This is a genomic window from Pseudomonas sp. Leaf59 (genome assembly GCF_920984685.1).
Taxonomy (GTDB): domain Bacteria; phylum Pseudomonadota; class Gammaproteobacteria; order Pseudomonadales; family Pseudomonadaceae; genus Aquipseudomonas.
The window spans coordinates 62,373-79,294 of the sequence record NZ_CAKLBR010000001.1 but is presented as its reverse complement, the minus strand read 5'-3'; the positions used below and the strand labels follow the sequence as shown (position 1 = coordinate 79,294).

The following is a 16,922-nucleotide window of genomic DNA, read 5'->3' as shown; positions in this document are numbered from 1 at the left end:
GACAAATCGTTAAACCTACTAAATAACACAGCCCCCGATACCATACTGCATAGCGTCACTTCCAGCTCAAACACGGACAAGAAATAAATTAAATTTTAAATCAAGGTATACAACTTTAATATATATAGTTCAATTTCTTCTCGAGACTGCTTTAAAAGCGCTAAAACATCGTGAACTGAACCTTCGAAATGAAACTCAACCCAGTCATGTTGCTTCTTGATCTCTACACCTTCGTTAACCATCCCCTTCAATACCTGTGATGGCGTTGTACTCGAAATATGCATGGGGGCAGAATTAATTTTCATGCCATTATAGATATACTCTACTATATTAACATTTGTGCTATCTCTTATAACTATATCTCCATTATTAATACTTATTGTATTAGAAGGAGAATCCCTTCTAACCTGGCCTTTCAGCCGATCATGTTTGTTGGAATTAGTATATTCACACAAGTTAAGAAGCCAGCTTTCATTGGCCGCCTGTGGCTGTATAGATTCGATAAGTGATAATATGTCAGGCCGCTGCTCAGCCAACCCTGGGAGATTTTTTTTTACGCTTTTTTGGAAAAACTCAGTATTTTTCCCGTACGGAAAATACGGCTTATTCTTCTTTTTAGTATAGCTTTCCCATATGTCTTGAGCAGAATACTCGAGAATGCTTCTAAGATGCTCAAGAGTTGATTTAACGATAGGCTTAAGCACTTCCATCTGCTGATCGTCTGATTTGGCAGAATTATAAATCGCATCAATCCGAGAGATATTTGCATCACACTCTTCAAAGATTAATCGAATATCTTCGCGTCTATTCATAAGCTTCTCCAATTATCTTATATTTAGATACCCAGTCCCTAGACTCCCGACTCTGACTTATAACGTTTGGTTAAGGGGCGGGCTTCAGCCCGTCCCAACGAGCGATTTGAACCAGTTGTTATACTCCGCCACGAAATTTTGCATATAGCGAAACTGCCTTGTTGAGTAGCTTCATGTATGGAACTGATCCAAAAATTACTTCCTTAGCTTCCTTGTACGAAGCAAGAGCCTCTTGAAAGTCTTTCTTCTGCTCTGCCATGGATAAGGAAAAGAACATTGCGCCAGTAGAAGTTGCGCGGGGTGTTTCCGGTGGGATTTTTTCGCTCTTTGATTTTAAGTCATCCATGATGACCTGTTGCATTTCACTATGCATGCTGGCTTTTAACAGCTGAGTTATTGAGTAGACTTCTTGGTAAATTAGCTCTCCAAAAGCTATTACTTCTTCTGGTGTGGGTATATAGCCTTGATGGATTACTTTATTTCTCAATTCCGGGATTTTTTTGCTAAGTGCGTAGCTACTGCCAAAAGTTATGAGATGAAGGAAAAGGAAGCCTCCAATTTGGCGCTCTGACTGTTTGGAAACTTGTTTGAATGTTTCTTCAAGAGCCTGATTGGTGATTGAATTCTTTTTGCAAAAGACATTAATAGAGAATTCAAAGAATCTTTCATATGCCGCCGAGAGACTTGATGCTGCCTCAATCGTGTAGCCCTCAAGAAGTGCGTTTGCAGCTGATTCAAGTAGAATTTCGAATTTCTGGCTTTGCAGCAGGACTGCGGATTTATGCCCTCTGGAACACTCTATATAAGCCACAGCTCCTTCATAGTAATCTGCAATAATCGGCTCAAATGACGGGAGCCCTAGTTCTTTTTGGCACTCCATGCACGATGCTAAGATTTTCATGCGACACTTCCCTATGGGTATAACTACTATGGGGCGACATGCTATTAGGTGACATGCCATGTAGCGTTTTTGTCGCGATGGCGAGTCATATTACGTTCCTTTTCATCCTGTAAGTCCTTGTCTATCTTAGAGGTGGTCGCGGCAAGCGCGACATCGCTCAGGGAGAAACGCGACATGGATGACGGCAAGCCCTGCTGCCCTCTAGAGTCGAAAGCATCATCCGTGACACTACTCATTTGCCATCACCGTGTCCACCGTTCACTTTTGGCCGATTGTGTTGAAAAATTCGCTCCACTCAAACTGCCGGATATTGACCGGGGAAAATGCAACTTTTGCACGTTGCTACGTGAAATCTGAGCCCGGAAGTCTCAACCAAAAATAAGGTTTTCAATCTCAGACGCGTACTTTTCTGCAGTGGAAACCAAGGCCGACTTTTTCAACAGAATCGGCCGATAGCTGTCAGCCAACGTGTCTCAAAAGGGATCGAGCCGTGCGTCGATGCCCGCCTGCTTAGCCAGCGCGATCAGGTTTTCGACGCAATCTTGCTCAATGATGCAACCCACATAATCGGCGCCGCCTGTATCCACATGCAGAAAGCGCTTCCCGAACCCAGTCAGCCATTGATCAAAATCGATCAGCACTTGCATCAGTGATGGCGTATCTTCCAGCTTGTAGGCATAAATCTGGTCAATGCCGCTGGCTTCAATCAGTTTCGGTGCCAGGTACTTGAAATCATCGAAGCCGTGCACGTCCACGGCCATAAGAACCAGATTATTGAGTAACTGGCCTTTCTCAGCGTCCAAAAGACCACTGACCAACGCGGTGGCCGGGTCTTCACCTAGGTTGTAATAGCGCGACACCCTTCTCACGAGACGCGCACGTTCCTTTTCAGGCAGCCGCGCCAACAGGGCCTGGGTGAACGTTTTCAGTTGCGCACCGAATGGGTAAAGCTCACGCATAATCGCGGCATCGCTCAACCGTGGTTCATCGGGTGGGGGTTGTGTGAAGCGATCGCCGAACAATCGACTGAACAAGCCCATCTCCGTTTATTCTCCTTGGTGGGTAAAGCCTTTGGCGCGAAGCTTACCCCAGCGGTTCGATGACGGCGAATAGGGTCAGGGTTAATATCTATTCAGTCTACGTGTGACAGCAATCGACCCGAAGCGGACATTACTAAAGCGTGTTGAGTCGTGCCTCAGCCGTTCCGCTCTCGAGCTATTGCGCTACTTGCGACAAAGCATGAATGACATCCGCAACCATCTTTTCAGCACTGTTCATCCCGTCAATCCGTAAGACCGGAGCGGTCTGCTCTGATAGCCACGCCTCGTGCCACGCCCGGTTGCGTCCTGAAAAGTTCGGATCGTCATACTGCGAAGCCCATTCCCGAAAGGCTACATGTATCTCATGCATGTCACCGCCCGGTGCTATCCGATCTCCAAAACGCTCCTTTTCACGGGCGGCCAGCCGTTCAAGGCGAGTGGTTGTTGGAGTTACAACGAAAACAATCAGATCGACATGGGTAATCAGCGCTTCTCCCCATATCATGCAAGAACCAGTCAGCACCCAATCGTCATCACCGAACTTTTGCTGGATCAATGACACGCGCTCACTGGGAGTTCGCTTGGTCGTAAAAGGAGGGTCAGTGGGCATCCAGAAGTAATCATCGACATCGACCTGGCGTACACCGAGCAGAGTTGCGACGTTTTGACCCAAAGTAGTCACGCCCGCACACGAAGCACCTGTAATGTAAATCCGCAATTTGTCCTCCATGAATACAAGTCTTTTTCGAGGCAGGCAATATATCCCTTACTCGATTGGGTCTCACTTTTTTCTGGGCTGCAAATGACTGCTTCTGGCCGATTGTGTTGAAAAATTCGCTCCACTCAAACTGCCGGATATTGACCGGGGAAAATGCAACTTTTGCACGTTGCTACGTGAAATCTGAGCCCGGAAGTCTCAACCAAAAATAAGGTTTTCAATCTCAGACGCGTACTTTTCTGCAGTGGAAACCAAGGCCGACTTTTTCAACAGAATCGGCCGAAAGCAGCCGTTACCTACAGGCTACGGACCAAAGCTTATCAAGTTTAGTTGTGTAGCTCTGACTCATCATCTCACGTCTCATCCCCCACTCCGGATTGGTAGGAACGCTGGCCGACCGCAGCGTTCCCCTACCCCACCGCCCATTGATCTGATCAAACACCGTCATTACCCGAGTTGCTTCGGATGGTTGCGATGTAGCGAACAGATCATCGGTATATTCCCCGTGCTGGCACAGATCGAGCAACATCACTTCAGCCTTGCTGTACTTGAAGCCTGACCGAAATACGCGCTCAAACGCGCCAACAGCCGCCTGAGTGAGAAGGCGCACGTCGTCAGTGGGATAGGGCATATCAACCACCACTCCGTTGGCGTACTTCGCCTCTTCTGGATTGAACATGCCGGTACGGATACAAACGCGCACCTTCTTGCACAGCAAGTTTTGGACACGAAGCTTCTCAGAAGCTCGCATCATGTAGGTGACCGCAAAGGTCAGGGCCAACCGAGAGATCGCGCTGCTCTCGCACATGTTCACTATTGCGCGCGAGTGGGGTTTGACCAGCAACGCCAACCCTTGCTTCGGCGTACGGCGCAAAAAAAAGAAGCCCCGGGACTATTATGCCGGCGATATCGTGTGGAACGCGGTGTACACCGAAGCTGTTCAGGAACTTAGAGACGCCATGGACCTGGCCTACCTGACTGGCCAGCGCCCCGCCGACGTGCTCAAGGTAGCCACCACAGATTTAAATGCAGGATTCTTAATGGTCAACCAAGGTAAAACCGAAAAGAAACTACGCCTTCGCTTAGAAGATGCGGGTGTCCAATCCGCGCTTAGTGCCTTCATCAATGACCTGCAGGAACGTCGAGCCCTCAACGGAATAAAAACATCAAGGTTGATCACCAACACATCCGGCCTACGTATGAGCCAGCAGATGCTGCGCAACCGTTGGGATGAAGCCCGCGAGAAAGCCGCCATCAAGGCTGGAGCCGATGGCGACTCAGCATTGGCCATACTGATCCGTCAGTTCCAGTTCAAGGACATCCGACCTAAGGCTGCAAGTGAAATAGAACTAACGCATGCCAGCCGATTGCTTGGGCACTCCACTGAAGAAATGACCAAAAAGGTTTATCGTCGCGTCGGTGAAATAGTAAACCCGACAAAATAAATTGATCGGGCAGTTATAAACCACGCGAACAAGAATCAAATATGCCTACGACATGTAATCCGGAAATTAAAAATCACGACCTAACCCATCGCATTCTCATTTCGCAACAAATTAATTATTAGAGGTTTAAAGTCATCCAAAGCATCGGCATGAATTACAAAGCCTAAATTCATCATAACACTTACAACAGGAACCACTTCACTTCCGGAAGACAAAAGAGATGGTATAGGCTTCGCAATTAACTTTCCTTCCGCAGTATAGGTTGGGCCACCCCACAAAGTACCTAGAAGCTTTAGTCTCGTACCTGGCGTGAGATGGCCACTGTCCGTCCGGTAAATACCATCTTCATAAAGAAATACTGGTGAACCGCTCGACCCAGGAAAGCACGCACAATCGATTACAAAATATCTTTGATCATTCCATTTCATCAGACAATGCGAAGCGCTCAAACCTCGTCGGGCGATAGGCCTATTATTATGAGCATCCCAAATGCCATTTGGATATCCGACCATAATTATAGGCTCTATAGGTCGTACAAACTGCGTTGAAGCTTCACTCAAACGCCAATCGGCACTCATAAAAGCGTTCTTTAAGGTAAACCCTTCCTTTATCCTACCAAGAATATATCCCATCTGAATAACGCACAAATCCACATCAGGATTCGGATGCATAATTACAGCTTCATTTAACACTATCTATTTCAAATACATGCCGTTCTTGCCATGCAACGGTTCCGTCCTCCCCGACCACTCCGTCTTTTTTAATTACATCTAAAGTGAACTTTAACAGCCGGGCTGTCGGCCACGACATGCTTGTTAGTGACGATAAGTGGGGTGATATTAATAAATCCAGGATCATCTGCAACCGTTTCTATATTATAGAAGTAGCCCGTACCGAGACTTGAGCCAGCATCGCCATGCGCCTCGATTCGTACAGTACATAGGGATGCAATCGTTGCAGGGTTAATGGCCATTTATACGCTTTCCTTGCTCGTAGAGATGGGTAAATCGGACTCTTCATGATGGCAATTTACCATTTCTTGGGAGCAACAGGGGACCGAGTGAAGGTGATTCCCCTCTTGATAGATGAGAGATTCGCAGGGGAAGAAACAGCCAGTTGCGGAAACGATAGGAAGAGTTGCGGAAACGATCCCAAATCACAGGCATTAAAAAACCCCATAGACCATTGATCTACGGGGTTTCAAGAGTGGAGGCCGAGGTCGGAATCGAACCGGCGTAGGCGGATTTGCAATCCGCTGCATAACCATTTTGCTACTCGGCCTCAAACGATTAATGCCTTTACCACCGACATTCACCGCATAAAAACTTGAGTGGGCTGTAAGGGCCTGCCTCTACTCGAACAACTATAACTCACTATAACCTATTGAATACATTGAGGTTTTTAACGCCTCGTTGCGTTCGATGGGCGCCATTATGTACCGATTTACCCATGCCTGCAACCCCTTGATTTGGAAAATATTTCGCATCGCATCAAGGGGTTGCGCGCCTGCCCTACTCCTTTATGTGCTGGGTCTGGTAGTGCGGGTCGGCGTGGATCTGGGCGTCGGTGAACGGCAGTGGGCGCAGCTTTTTCTCGGCGAATGCCTGGGTCTGGTCGTTTGAATATTTCGAGTCGGGGTTGCTCGATTCGGAGAACGCGAGCACGCCGAGTGCCTGCGGGCCTTTGTCGTCGAAGGTGACGATTTGCAGGTAGCTGGTGCCGCTGACGACTTCGCGCTTGCCATCGGCGCGGGGTACGGTTTGCATGGCGTTGTAGATGCCGAGTTCCTGCGGGCCGCCGTGCATCGGGGTTTGGCCGGAGACCTGGACGTCGCCCCAACGGCTCACGCCGAGTTTGCCGACGGCTGCGGTCGAGGCCAGCATGGCTTCGCGCAGGGCGTTGGCCACCGGCGCGCGGTCGATGGCGAGGCCGCGCGGGGTGGTGAGGGGGTTGGCGGGGTCGAAGGCAACGCGCCAGGCATCGGGGGTTTGCTGCAGGTGTTCCATCAGGTTGATGAAGTGCAGCAGGCCCACGCCGCTGTCGAGGTTGGCGCGTTGGTCCCAGGCCTTGAGGCTGCTGCACAGCGGTTGCAGTGCATCGGCGTCGCCGCCCAGCTGTTTGGCGCAGAACGCCAGCAGGTCGGGCATGACCTGGCCGGCCAGGTACACCTCGTTGTCCATCACCAGGCCTTGCAGGTCGGTGACGCTGATCGGTTGTTTGTCCAGGGCATGCAGGCGCTGGAGGGCGAAGCGCGCACGTGGGCCGAGGCCGATGGAGTCCTGACTGATCACCGGGGAGAAGCCGCTCAATGGCGCCTTGGGGTTGACCATCCACGCGGAATCATTGGAATGCTGCACGTAGTCGGTGCGTTGCAACTGCGGCAACTGCTCTGCCGGGAAAATGCCCGCCTGCGCCGCGCGCGGGTCGATGTCCCAGGCGCAGGCGCTGTGGGCGCCGTCGAGTACGATCATTTGCAGGCCGGCGCGGGGGTCGCTGCATTGCGCCAGTTTGGCGGCGCTGACGTTGGGCACCACCGACAGATTCATGTACAGGCTCTGGCCCTGGTCATCGGCGGCGACCGTGTTCACCCACGGAATGCCTTGCAGGCTGTGCACCGAGGTTTGCAGGGCCTTGAGGCTGTCGGCGCGGTTCATCGCGTACCACTGTTGCAGCACGCGGTCGTTATCCAGGTTGGCGTCGCGCAGGCTGAAGGCGTACCTGGCGTCCCAATCGAGTTTGCCGGGCCACTGCACCACCGGGCCGAACGGCGAGCTGTAAACGGTGTGGCTCAACGCCTTGAGGCTGCCGTCCGGCTGCTTGACCTGCACGGTGACCGACGTTTTCGCCAGGGGCATGGATTTGCCGTCCAGCAGGTAGCGCGTGGCGTCCTTGGGGTCGAGCGTCAGCCGGTACAGGGTGAAATGTTTGGACGTGTCCACCGTGTGCGTCCACGCCACGTGCTGGTTGAAACCGATATTCACCACCGGCAGGCCCGGCAGTGCGGCGCCCATTACGTCCAACTGGCCGGGGATGGTCAGGTGCATCTCATAGAAACGCATGCCGCCCACCCACGGAAAATGCGGGTTGGCCAGCAGCATGCCACGGCCGTTGAATGAGCGGTCACGGCCCACGGCGACGGCATTACTGCCGCGGTCCAGACTGAAACGCTGCTGATTGGCCGCTGCCGTTGCAAACGCCTTGGCGTCGGGCTGCAAGGATACGGTGGCCTGGGGTGGCGTCGCACTCACCAGCGCTTCGGCGAATTGACCGACGCCGCCTTCCACCAGCAGCCTGCGGGTCAACTTCACCAGGTCGTCGGCCACCAGCGGGCGCACCCAGGCACCCTGGCACTGCGCCGGCGCGCCCTGCTCTTGCAGATAACGGTTATAGCCGGCCACGTAGCCTTCAATACGCTGTCTGATCTCCGGGCTCTGGGCTTTCCAGAACGCCGCGACGGTCTCCGGCGTGTTCAGCCAGGTGAAGAACACATCGCTGGCGAGGTTGTTGCGCTCTTCCAGGGTCGCCTGATCGGGACCGAAGAACCTTGCGCGCTGACCATTGACCGTGACCACTTCATTGGCCAGCAGGCACAGATTGTCCTGGGCGTAGGCGTAACCGATACCGAAGCCCAGGCCGCGCTCATCGGTGGCGCGTATGTGCGGCACGCCGTAGGTGGTGCGGCGGATATCGGCCGACGCCTGCGTCACCTGCTCCCGTGCCGACGCGGCCAGGCTCACCCCCAGCAACAGCCCCGCCATGCACACCCTGGACAACCCGTTGGTAATAATCACGCAGACTCCACAGTCAAATTGAACACCCTCACCGGGGGCAACCACCCCACCGTAAGAACGCAAAAGACCGTGCACAATTTAGCCGCCGGAGCGCTTTATTCCGTGTGTTTGCCTTGTGACAAAACCGATACCGACAAAATTTCTACATTCGCCACTTCATGATTTTGCTCGCTCGTTCGTCTTATTACCTAAGAGCGCCATCATTTTCCTGATCAGGCTCTGATAAGGAGTTTTTGCATGTACAACCCGCCAGTGACCACGGATGGACATTCATCGGCCACCGATGCCAAGTTCGGCAGCGGCACCCAAGCGTTCGGCAAGACACCCGAACAGCAAGGCAACCAGCGTATTCGCCATTTGCTCAAATGTTTTGGCCTGCGTACCAGCCTGATTCGGCTGAAGGTCATCGACGCCCTGCTCACCGCCGCCGACAACCAGCGCACCCTGGGCGTGCGCGGGGTGCACGGCCACCTGCTGGAGCTGGGCATCCCGCTGTCGTTTCTCAGCGTGCGTGAGGTGCTCAAGCGCCTGTGCAGCGAGGGCGTGATCACCCTCAATGCGGACAAGAGCTACAGCCTCCACGAAGAGGCCGCCAAAGTGCTCGAAGGCCGCGCCTGACTCCACTCAGAAGTTGGGCTTGACCTTGCGACGCATGATGCCGTTGATCACCACCACGACCACCGCGATGGCAATGGCGAGGTACTGAAAGGTTTTTTCGCTGATCACGCCCGTGTTCTGCAGGTAGGACAGGCCGAACATCGAGCCCAGTACCACCAGGGAGATCAGAATCGAGTACTTCAAGCGTTGCTTTTGGGTCATGACGGGTTCCTGAAACGTTAAGAATGTTGCACCAGGACCGGATATTACAGGCGCTGAAAAACTTTGGCTTGTCTGACTGACACGCTGATGGCGACAAGGCATGTACGAATTTTCTTGCACCATCGTACCTAAAGCTCCTACAGACCAAGCCGATACCCCTACGAAGCTCCAAAAAAGCCGCGTCAACAATAAACGCTTCGTAAGGACGACCCCATGCCCCCACTGCGCTCCATCCAAGCCCGCTATACCCTGTTTCTGCTGCTGTTCGTTCTGGTGTTGATCGTGTTGACGGTGGTCGGTATCGGCCAGTTGGTCGCACCCACGTTGCGCCATACCGAAGAACAGGTGGTGCTCAACCGTGTCGCGCAAGTGGCCGAACGTATCCAGGGCGAACTGAACAAGGTCCAGGCCCAGCAACGCAGCATCACCCAGACCATACCCCTGCTCGACAGCGATGCCATCGACAAGGTTCTGCCCGGCCTGGTGGACCAGTACGGCGAGCTGAAGGTGTTTGGCGGCGGCATCTGGCCGTTGCCCAACCAGCGCGCGCCGGGGCGCAACAAATTCAGTACGTTCTGGCACCGCGATGCGTCGGGCAAGCTGGCGGTCAATACCTTCTGGAACAGCGACCCTGCACCCAACTATTACGATCAAAGCTGGTACAAGGGCGGCCTCGCCTCCCCGCCCGGCCAATGCGCCTGGGCCGCTGCCTACAAGGACGACGCCAGCCAGGAGCCGCGTACCAACTGCGCCATGGCGATCCAGCGTGATGGCGCCGCCTATGGCGTGTCCACCATCGACGTGACCCTGGGGTTCTTCAACGACCTGGTGGCCGCCAAGGAAAAAGACATCGGCGGGCAGATGCTGATCGTCGAAGGCGACGGCAAGATAATCAGCAACAGCACCCGTTTCAGCAGCCCGGTAGTGCTGAAGAACATCAGCGAACTGACCGGCACCTCGGCGTTTGCCACCCAGGTCAGCAAGGCCCTGACCCAACGAGAGCAAGGCCTGCAGCGCAGCGAGTTCGACAACGGCGGCGTGGCCAGCACCTTCTATATGCGCCCGATCGAGGGCACACCGTGGTTCCTCGCGACCGCCCTGCCCACCTCGCTGATCACCGCACAACGCGATGACGTGCTCGGCAGCCTGGCCCTGCTGCAAATCCCCATGGTGTTGCTGCTGGTGCTGCTGGCCGCCTACGCGATCCGCCAACTGGTGCAGCGCATGAAGTCGCTGACGTCCAACATCGACGCGCTGTCCGCTGGCGATGCCGATCTCACGCGGCGCATCACCATCCGCGCCGAAGACGAAATGGGCGCCATCGGCCACTCGGTGAACCGTTTTATCGTCTACCTGCAAAACATGATCGGCGAAGTGACCCAGGCCACCGGCGCCATGTCGTCGGGCCTTGAGCAATTGCAGCGGACCTCGGCCCACACCAACCAGATCCTGGTGCGCCATGCGAGCGAGACCGACCAGACGGTCACCGCCATCACCGAAATGAGCTCCACCGCCGACACCGTCGCGCAAAACGCCGCCGAAACCGCGGCCTTCACCCAGCGTGCCAACGAACACGCCGACCGTTCCCGCGTGGTCGTGGGCGAAGCATCCACCAGCGTCAGCGCCTTGATCGGCGAAGTGTCCAGCGCCACCCACAGCGTGGAAAACATGCGCCAGGACGCGGCGCGCATCACCGAAACCCTCGGCGTGATCGGCGCCATCGCCGGCCAGACCAACCTGCTCGCGCTCAACGCGGCCATTGAGGCGGCGCGCGCGGGCGAGCAAGGTCGTGGCTTTGCGGTGGTGGCCGACGAAGTCCGGGCGCTGGCCGCACGCACCCAGGCCAGTACCTCGCAGATCAATGAAATGCTCGCGCGCTTGACCAGCGGCGTGAGCTCGTCGGTGGCGGCGATGGAAAATACCCAGGCCAGCTGCCAGTCGGCGGCGGACGCCACGGCGCGGGTGAATACCGGGCTGGATGAGATGGCCGGCTCGGTGGCGCATATCAACAACCTCAGCACCCAGATCGCCACGGCCGCCGAGCAGCAGAGCGCAGTGACCGAGGAGATTAACCGCAGCATGGTGCAGATCCGACAGATGGTCGAAGAGCTGGTAGAGAGCGGCCATGCCACCGAAACCAATACCCAGAGCCTGCTGGAGGCCAATGGTCGAGTGATCAGCCTGATGGGGCGTTTCAAGGTGCAGTGATAAATTTATGAAACACTCCCGTGCACGGCGCGGGAGTGGGACTATTCTGACAGCTCAAGGATTTCGCCACACAGGAGGTGTGCCATGCGCACTGCCGATTGCTCGGTCCGTCTGGAGCGGATCAGTCAGGAACGCTTTCTCCAGGCCCCTATCGACGCCGTCTACGACTATGTGACCCAGCCGGATCACTGGCACGAATGGCACCCTACCTCCCTCAGCGCTGACACCGGCACCCGTGGTTCCCTCGCCGCCGGCGCACGCTTTGGCGAAATGATCGACCTGCTCGGCGTGCGAGTGCCCCTGAGCTATCGCGTGCAGATCGCCCAGCCCCCTCGCGAATTCAAGGCTGCATTTACTTCGGTGGCGGTCGACGGTTCCATCCACTACTTCCTGCAACCCTATCGCGACGGCACGCTGTTCAAGCGTGTGCTCACCTACGAAACCGAGTTGCAACTGGCCACCTTGCATGCGCGCATGGTCGAGCTGTCGGCGCTTGCGCTGGACCGGCTCAAGCAACGGCTGGAGAATGCCTGACCCCTCCACGGTGAAACCCACGATGAATCCTCGCACTTGATCGGCTACCTCGGCCTGTTCCTCGCGGCCTTTGGCGCCGCCACGCTGTTGCCGCTGCAATCGGAAGCCGTGCTGGTCGGGCTGCTGCTGAGCGGTGACTACGCACTGGGGTGGCTGCTGGTTATCGCCACCCTGGGCAATGTGCTGGGTTCAGTGGTCAATTGGCTGCTCGGCCGTTGGGTGGACCATTTCAAGGACCGGCGCTGGTTTCCGGTCAACGCCAGGCAGTTGGAAAAAGCACGTAACAGTTATCAGCGCTGGGGGCACTGGACGCTGTTGCTCAGTTGGGTGCCGATCATCGGCGACCCACTGACCCTCGTCGCCGGCGTCATGCGCGAGCCGCTGTGGCGATTCCTGCTGCTGGTCACCCTCGCCAAAAGCCTGCGGTATGGTGTACTCGCTGCCGTGACGCTGCACTGGGTATTAATTCCTGCTTAATCCGCTGTAAACAGCATCCGGACACCCTTTTCTGGAGTATTGCTCATGCCTCTGATCCGCGACATGTTCATCACCGGCCTGCTCGCCACTGGCGCCGCCTCAGCCTTTGCCGCCACCTACGGGCCTGAACTGCAAGGCTTCCAGTACCCCTATCCGCTCAAGCACTTCGAGTTCGAATCCCAGGGCACGGCCCTGCAGATGGGCTATATGGACGTGCCGGCCAACGGCACGCCCAATGGCCGCAGCGTGGTGCTGATGCACGGCAAGAATTTCTGCGGCGCCACCTGGGAAGGCTCGATCAAGGCCTTGAGCGATGCCGGCTACCGGGTCATCGCCCCGGACCAGATCGGCTTTTGCACCTCCAGCAAGCCCAAGCACTATCAATACAGTTTTCAGCAATTGGCCACCAATACCCACCAACTGCTGGAACAGCTCGGCGTGAAAAAGGCCACGATCATCGGCCACTCCACCGGCGGCATGCTCGCCACCCGTTACGCACTGATGTACCCGGCACAGACCGAACAGCTGGCGATGGTCAACCCGATTGGCCTGGAAGACTGGAAAGCGCTGGGCGTGCCCTCTATCAGCGTTGACCAGTGGTACGCGCGTGAGCTGAAAGTCAGTGCCGAGGGGATTCGCAACTACCAGCTCAACACCTATTACGTCGGGCGCTGGAAGCCGGAGTACGAGCGTTGGGTGGACATGTACGCAGGCTTGAGCAACGGCCCGGGGCACACGCTAGTGGCATGGAACTCGGCGTTGATTTACGACATGATCCTCACCCAGCCGGTGTATTACGAATTCAAAAACCTGAAGATGCCCACCCTGTTGCTGATCGGCACGGCCGATAACACCGCCATCGGCAAGGACGTGGCCCCGCCCGAGGTCAAGGCCAAGCTTGGCGATTACACCGTGCTGGGCAAGCAAGTGGCCCAGCTGATTCCCAAGGCGACACTGGTGGAATTCCCGGGCCTGGGCCATGCGCCGCAGATGGAAGAACCGGCTCGGTTTCACAAGGCGCTGTTGCAGGGGTTGAACAGCCTTTAATCCAACTTTTTTCGAGGCACTCGTGAATGTCGGTACAGATCGCAGTCATTGATGATTGGCAGGACGTGGCCAGTGGCGTGGTGGATTGGTCGGCGCTGGCGCAGGTCGGGCAGGTGCACTTCCTGCATGACTACCCGGCGGACACCGCGGTGATGATCGAACGGTTGAAGGCCTTCGACGTGATTTGCCTGATGCGCGAACGCACGGCCTTCGACCAGGCGCTGCTGCAAGGCCTGCCCAACCTCAAACTGCTGGTGACCGGCGGCATGCGCAATGCCGCCATCGACATTCCCGCCGCGAAGGCGCTGGGCATCCCGGTGTGCGGCACCGACAGCTATAAACATGCGGCGCCGGAGCTGACGTGGGCGCTGATCATGGCCTCGACGCGCAACCTGCTTGCCGAAGCCGCTTCGCTGCGGGCCGGTCACTGGCAGGTCGGCCTGGGCGGCGACCTGCACGGCAAGACCCTGGGCATTCTCGGCCTGGGCAGCATTGGCCAGAAAGTCGCCAGGTTTGCCCAGGCGTTCGGCATGCGCGTGATCGCCTGGAGCGAAAACCTCACACCCGAGCGCGCTGCCGAAGTCGGCGTGACCTGGGTGAGCAAGCGCCAGCTGTTCGAGCAGGCCGATATCCTCACCGTGCACCTGGTGCTGAGTGCCCGCAGCCGCGGGCTGGTGGACGCCGAGGCGCTGGGCTGGATGAAACCGACGGCCAGGCTGGTGAACACCGCGCGCGGGCCGATTGTGGATGAGCAGGCGCTGGTCGAAGCCCTGAGCGCCGGGCGACTGGCCGGGGCGGCGCTGGATGTGTATGGCGAGGAACCGTTGCCGGTCGATCACCCCTTCCGGCGCTTGCCCAATGTGCTGGCGACGCCCCATGTTGGGTATGTCAGCGAGCAGAATTACCGGCAGTTCTACCAGCAGATGATCGAAAACATCCTGGCCTGGGCTGAAGGTGCGCCCGTTCGCGTGCTGGCATAACCGTCCGCCGCACCATTGCAGGGCAGCTCTGGCTTGATTCGGAATGAGCAGGCCACTGTGGCGAGCAGGCTTGCCCTGCGCTGGGCTGCGCAGCAGCCCCTTCTGCAAATGTGTGATCGCTGAGGGAGCGCTGCGCACTCCGACGCAGGGCAAGCCTGCTCGCCACGACAGCGTGTTCCATAACAGCCTGCATCTAGCAACCACAACGCCCATTTTGCACAGCGTCAGCCCTACCGGCCGTCGGCTTATATCCGTCCGCTAGCCTGTTACAAGTCTTTTGTCCTACAAAATCTTCCCAAAATCCCTACGGTGTCTGGGTTATGTCCTAGACTGATGACCCATGGGTCCGTTTCAAAATAAAAACCCCGCAAAAAATCGAAACTTTCAAACTCTGCCGTAGGTCAAGTTTCAGGTAGGGCGTGTTCAGCGGTTCCCGCCAGATGCCGTCCATCCAATCTTTTCGACATAACCGTGCAGCTGGCATACGCCTTGCCAGTTTGTATAGCGCTTGTGCGCCTGGCCGCAGGAAGCGGCCAATTCGAGCTAGTGGCAGCGGGCTATTAGCCGACCAACATCAAGGGGAGTGCATTATGATCAGTGCCGCAGTTGTAACTCAGGGAGAGCGTTTTAGTCAGCCGGTAGGGGGGCCTACGTCATTGGCCGACCTGCCCGGCACTGTGCGGCCGATCGTGAGTCAAAATCCAAATCGCAAGAAAGTGCTGTTTGTCACCTCCGAGTTTGCCGACCTGGTGAAAACCGGCGGCCTGGGCGACGTCTCCGCCGCCCTGCCCCGCGCCATGGCGCATCTGCATGATGTGCGCGTGTTGATCCCCGGTTACCCGCAGGTGATGGAAAGCGACAACCCCATCCACATCGTCGGCGAGCTGGGTGGCCATGCCGCGCTGCCGCCGTGCAAGATCGGGCGCATGGACCTCAAGGATGGCCTGGTCATCTATGTACTGATCTGCCCCGAACTGTACGAGCGTGAAGGCACTCCCTACGGCGCCAACAACGGCCGCGACTGGCCGGACAACCATATTCGCTTCGCCCGCCTGGGTCTGGCCGCCGCTGACATGGCCGCCAACCTCGCGCAGATTCACTGGTGCCCGGACCTGGTGCACGCCCATGACTGGCCTGCCGGCCTGGCTCCGGCCTATATGCACTGGCGCGGGTCGCGCACCCCGACCCTGTTCACTATCCATAACCTGGCCTATCAAGGCGTGGTCAGCCTGGCCTCGACGCCGGAGCTGGGCATTCCGCCCCACGCCCTGCAACAGGAAGGCATGGAGTTCTACGGCAAGATGTCGTTCCTCAAGGCCGGCATGGCGTATTCCAGCCATATCACCACCGTGAGCGCCACTTACGCCGAAGAAATCACCACCCCTGAATTCGGCTGCGGCCTGGATGGCTTTTTGGCCAGCAAGACCCAGCAAGGCTTGCTCAGCGGCATTCCCAACGGGATCGAAGACAGTTGGGAAACCTCCACCGACCCGCACCTGACCCACAACTTCAACATCGGCGACTGGGAAGGCAAGGCGGTCAACGCCAGGCAAGTGCGCGACCTGTTCGGCCTGAGCGAATCCACCGGCCCGCTGTTTGCGGTGGTCTCGCGTCTGGTGTTCCAGAAAGGCCTGGACCTCACCGAGGCCGTTGCCAGCTTTATCGTCGAGCAAGGTGGCCAGATTGCGATCATCGGTCGCGGCGAGCCGGAAGAAGAAAACGCCATGCGCGAACTGGCATTGCGTTTCCCGGGCCAGATCGGCGTACGCATCGGCTTCAACGAAACCGACGCGCGCCGCATGTTCGCCGGCAGCGATTTCCTGCTCATGCCGTCGCGCTACGAGCCGTGCGGCCTGAGCCAGATGTACGCCCAGCGTTTCGGTTCGCTGCCGGTAGCGCGCAACACCGGCGGCCTGGCCGACACCATCGAAAACGGTGTGACCGGCTTTCTGTTCAATGAATCGACCGTCGACAGCTACAAGGAAGCCCTGAGCCGCGCGTTCAAGGTATTCGCTTTCCCGGACCTGCTTAACGCCATGCGTTGCCGGGCCATGACACGACCTTTCAACTGGAGCCAGGCGGTGGAACCCTACGCCGAACTCTATGAGCAACTGGTGGCTAAAGCACTGGGGAAATCCGCTAAATAATCA

Annotated in this window: 17 protein-coding genes, 1 tRNA gene and 2 pseudogenes; 9 read left to right on the top strand and 11 right to left on the bottom strand. The window is 56.6% G+C overall.

All coding sequences use genetic code 11. The features are described 5' to 3' along the window. Window positions 1-95: 95 nt before the first annotated feature. From LUB09_RS00370 to LUB09_RS00345, 6 genes and pseudogenes are all read right to left on the bottom strand, one after another. A complete protein-coding gene (locus LUB09_RS00370; RefSeq protein ID WP_231421219.1) occupies window positions 96-812 on the bottom strand; it encodes a hypothetical protein in 717 nt (238 codons plus the stop codon). Between the two features lie 118 nt (window positions 813-930). Then, entirely contained in the window at window positions 931-1,713 is a 783-nt protein-coding gene (locus LUB09_RS00365; protein WP_231421217.1) for a hypothetical protein, read from the bottom strand. Between the two features lie 44 nt (window positions 1,714-1,757). Beyond that, window positions 1,758-1,949, bottom strand: coding sequence for a hypothetical protein (locus LUB09_RS00360; RefSeq protein ID WP_231421216.1), 192 nt, complete (start codon window positions 1,947-1,949; stop codon window positions 1,758-1,760). A 237-nt stretch (window positions 1,950-2,186) separates the two neighbouring features. Continuing rightward, entirely contained in the window at window positions 2,187-2,753 is a 567-nt protein-coding gene (locus tag LUB09_RS00355) for a DUF6630 family protein (RefSeq protein WP_231421215.1), read from the bottom strand. A 175-nt stretch (window positions 2,754-2,928) separates the two neighbouring features. After that, complete coding sequence (locus LUB09_RS00350) at window positions 2,929-3,471, bottom strand: ATP-binding protein (protein WP_231421399.1); 543 nt, start codon at window positions 3,469-3,471, stop codon at window positions 2,929-2,931. Between the two features lie 292 nt (window positions 3,472-3,763). Beyond that, window positions 3,764-4,231, bottom strand: a pseudogene (locus LUB09_RS00345) (DUF4113 domain-containing protein); the annotation flags it as partial. A gap of 73 nt (window positions 4,232-4,304) precedes the next feature. On the opposite strand from LUB09_RS00345, the gene LUB09_RS00340 reads away from it, so the two are divergent. Beyond that, the gene (locus tag LUB09_RS00340; RefSeq protein ID WP_442964082.1) at window positions 4,305-4,916 is read left to right on the top strand and encodes a tyrosine-type recombinase/integrase; all 612 of its coding nucleotides are present in this window, start codon (window positions 4,305-4,307) and stop codon (window positions 4,914-4,916) included. 80 nt (window positions 4,917-4,996) lie between these two features. Here LUB09_RS00340 and LUB09_RS00335 read toward each other — a convergent pair whose 3' ends face one another. From LUB09_RS00335 to pvdQ, 4 genes are all read right to left on the bottom strand, one after another. Beyond that, entirely contained in the window at window positions 4,997-5,608 is a 612-nt protein-coding gene (locus LUB09_RS00335) for a serine protease (RefSeq protein ID WP_231421214.1), read from the bottom strand. Window positions 5,609-5,676: 68 nt separating this feature from the next. After that, a complete protein-coding gene (locus tag LUB09_RS00330) occupies window positions 5,677-5,889 on the bottom strand; it encodes a hypothetical protein (RefSeq protein ID WP_231421213.1) in 213 nt (70 codons plus the stop codon). A 234-nt stretch (window positions 5,890-6,123) separates the two neighbouring features. Then, window positions 6,124-6,197 (bottom strand) — tRNA-Cys (locus LUB09_RS00325). A 230-nt stretch (window positions 6,198-6,427) separates the two neighbouring features. After that, the gene (gene pvdQ, locus LUB09_RS00320; protein ID WP_269325471.1) at window positions 6,428-8,707 is read right to left on the bottom strand and encodes a bifunctional acylase PvdQ; all 2,280 of its coding nucleotides are present in this window, start codon (window positions 8,705-8,707) and stop codon (window positions 6,428-6,430) included. Between the two features lie 237 nt (window positions 8,708-8,944). Here pvdQ and LUB09_RS00315 point away from each other — a divergent pair, with 237 nt between their 5' ends. Then, window positions 8,945-9,325 (top strand): fe2+ zn2+ uptake regulation protein, encoded by a 381-nt coding sequence (locus LUB09_RS00315; RefSeq protein ID WP_209981772.1) that lies wholly within the window; start codon window positions 8,945-8,947, stop codon window positions 9,323-9,325. A gap of 6 nt (window positions 9,326-9,331) precedes the next feature. Here LUB09_RS00315 and LUB09_RS00310 read toward each other — a convergent pair whose 3' ends face one another. Continuing rightward, entirely contained in the window at window positions 9,332-9,526 is a 195-nt protein-coding gene (locus tag LUB09_RS00310) for a hypothetical protein (RefSeq protein ID WP_209981770.1), read from the bottom strand. Between the two features lie 213 nt (window positions 9,527-9,739). On the opposite strand from LUB09_RS00310, the pseudogene LUB09_RS23955 reads away from it, so the two are divergent. The 7 genes and pseudogenes from LUB09_RS23955 to glgA form a co-directional block, all read left to right on the top strand. After that, window positions 9,740-10,873 (top strand): annotated as a pseudogene (locus tag LUB09_RS23955) (HAMP domain-containing protein); the annotation flags it as partial. Window positions 10,874-10,888: 15 nt separating this feature from the next. After that, window positions 10,889-11,734, top strand: a complete 846-nt coding sequence (locus LUB09_RS23950) for a methyl-accepting chemotaxis protein (protein ID WP_428839043.1) — start codon at window positions 10,889-10,891, stop codon at window positions 11,732-11,734. A gap of 84 nt (window positions 11,735-11,818) precedes the next feature. Then, window positions 11,819-12,268, top strand: coding sequence for an SRPBCC family protein (locus LUB09_RS00300; protein ID WP_231421210.1), 450 nt, complete (start codon window positions 11,819-11,821; stop codon window positions 12,266-12,268). Window positions 12,269-12,307: 39 nt separating this feature from the next. Next, window positions 12,308-12,745 carry a YqaA family protein gene (locus LUB09_RS00295; protein WP_209990326.1) on the top strand — a complete coding sequence of 146 codons (438 nt, stop codon included), beginning with the start codon at window positions 12,308-12,310 and terminating at the stop codon, window positions 12,743-12,745. A 45-nt stretch (window positions 12,746-12,790) separates the two neighbouring features. Then, on the top strand, window positions 12,791-13,792 hold the full coding sequence (locus LUB09_RS00290; protein ID WP_231421208.1) for an alpha/beta fold hydrolase: 1,002 nt from the start codon (window positions 12,791-12,793) through the stop codon (window positions 13,790-13,792). Window positions 13,793-13,818: 26 nt separating this feature from the next. Continuing rightward, window positions 13,819-14,772, top strand: coding sequence for a D-2-hydroxyacid dehydrogenase family protein (locus LUB09_RS00285; protein WP_231421206.1), 954 nt, complete (start codon window positions 13,819-13,821; stop codon window positions 14,770-14,772). Window positions 14,773-15,362: 590 nt separating this feature from the next. Then, window positions 15,363-16,919, top strand: coding sequence for a glycogen synthase GlgA (gene glgA, locus LUB09_RS00280; protein ID WP_231421204.1), 1,557 nt, complete (start codon window positions 15,363-15,365; stop codon window positions 16,917-16,919). Window positions 16,920-16,922 lie beyond the last annotated feature (3 nt).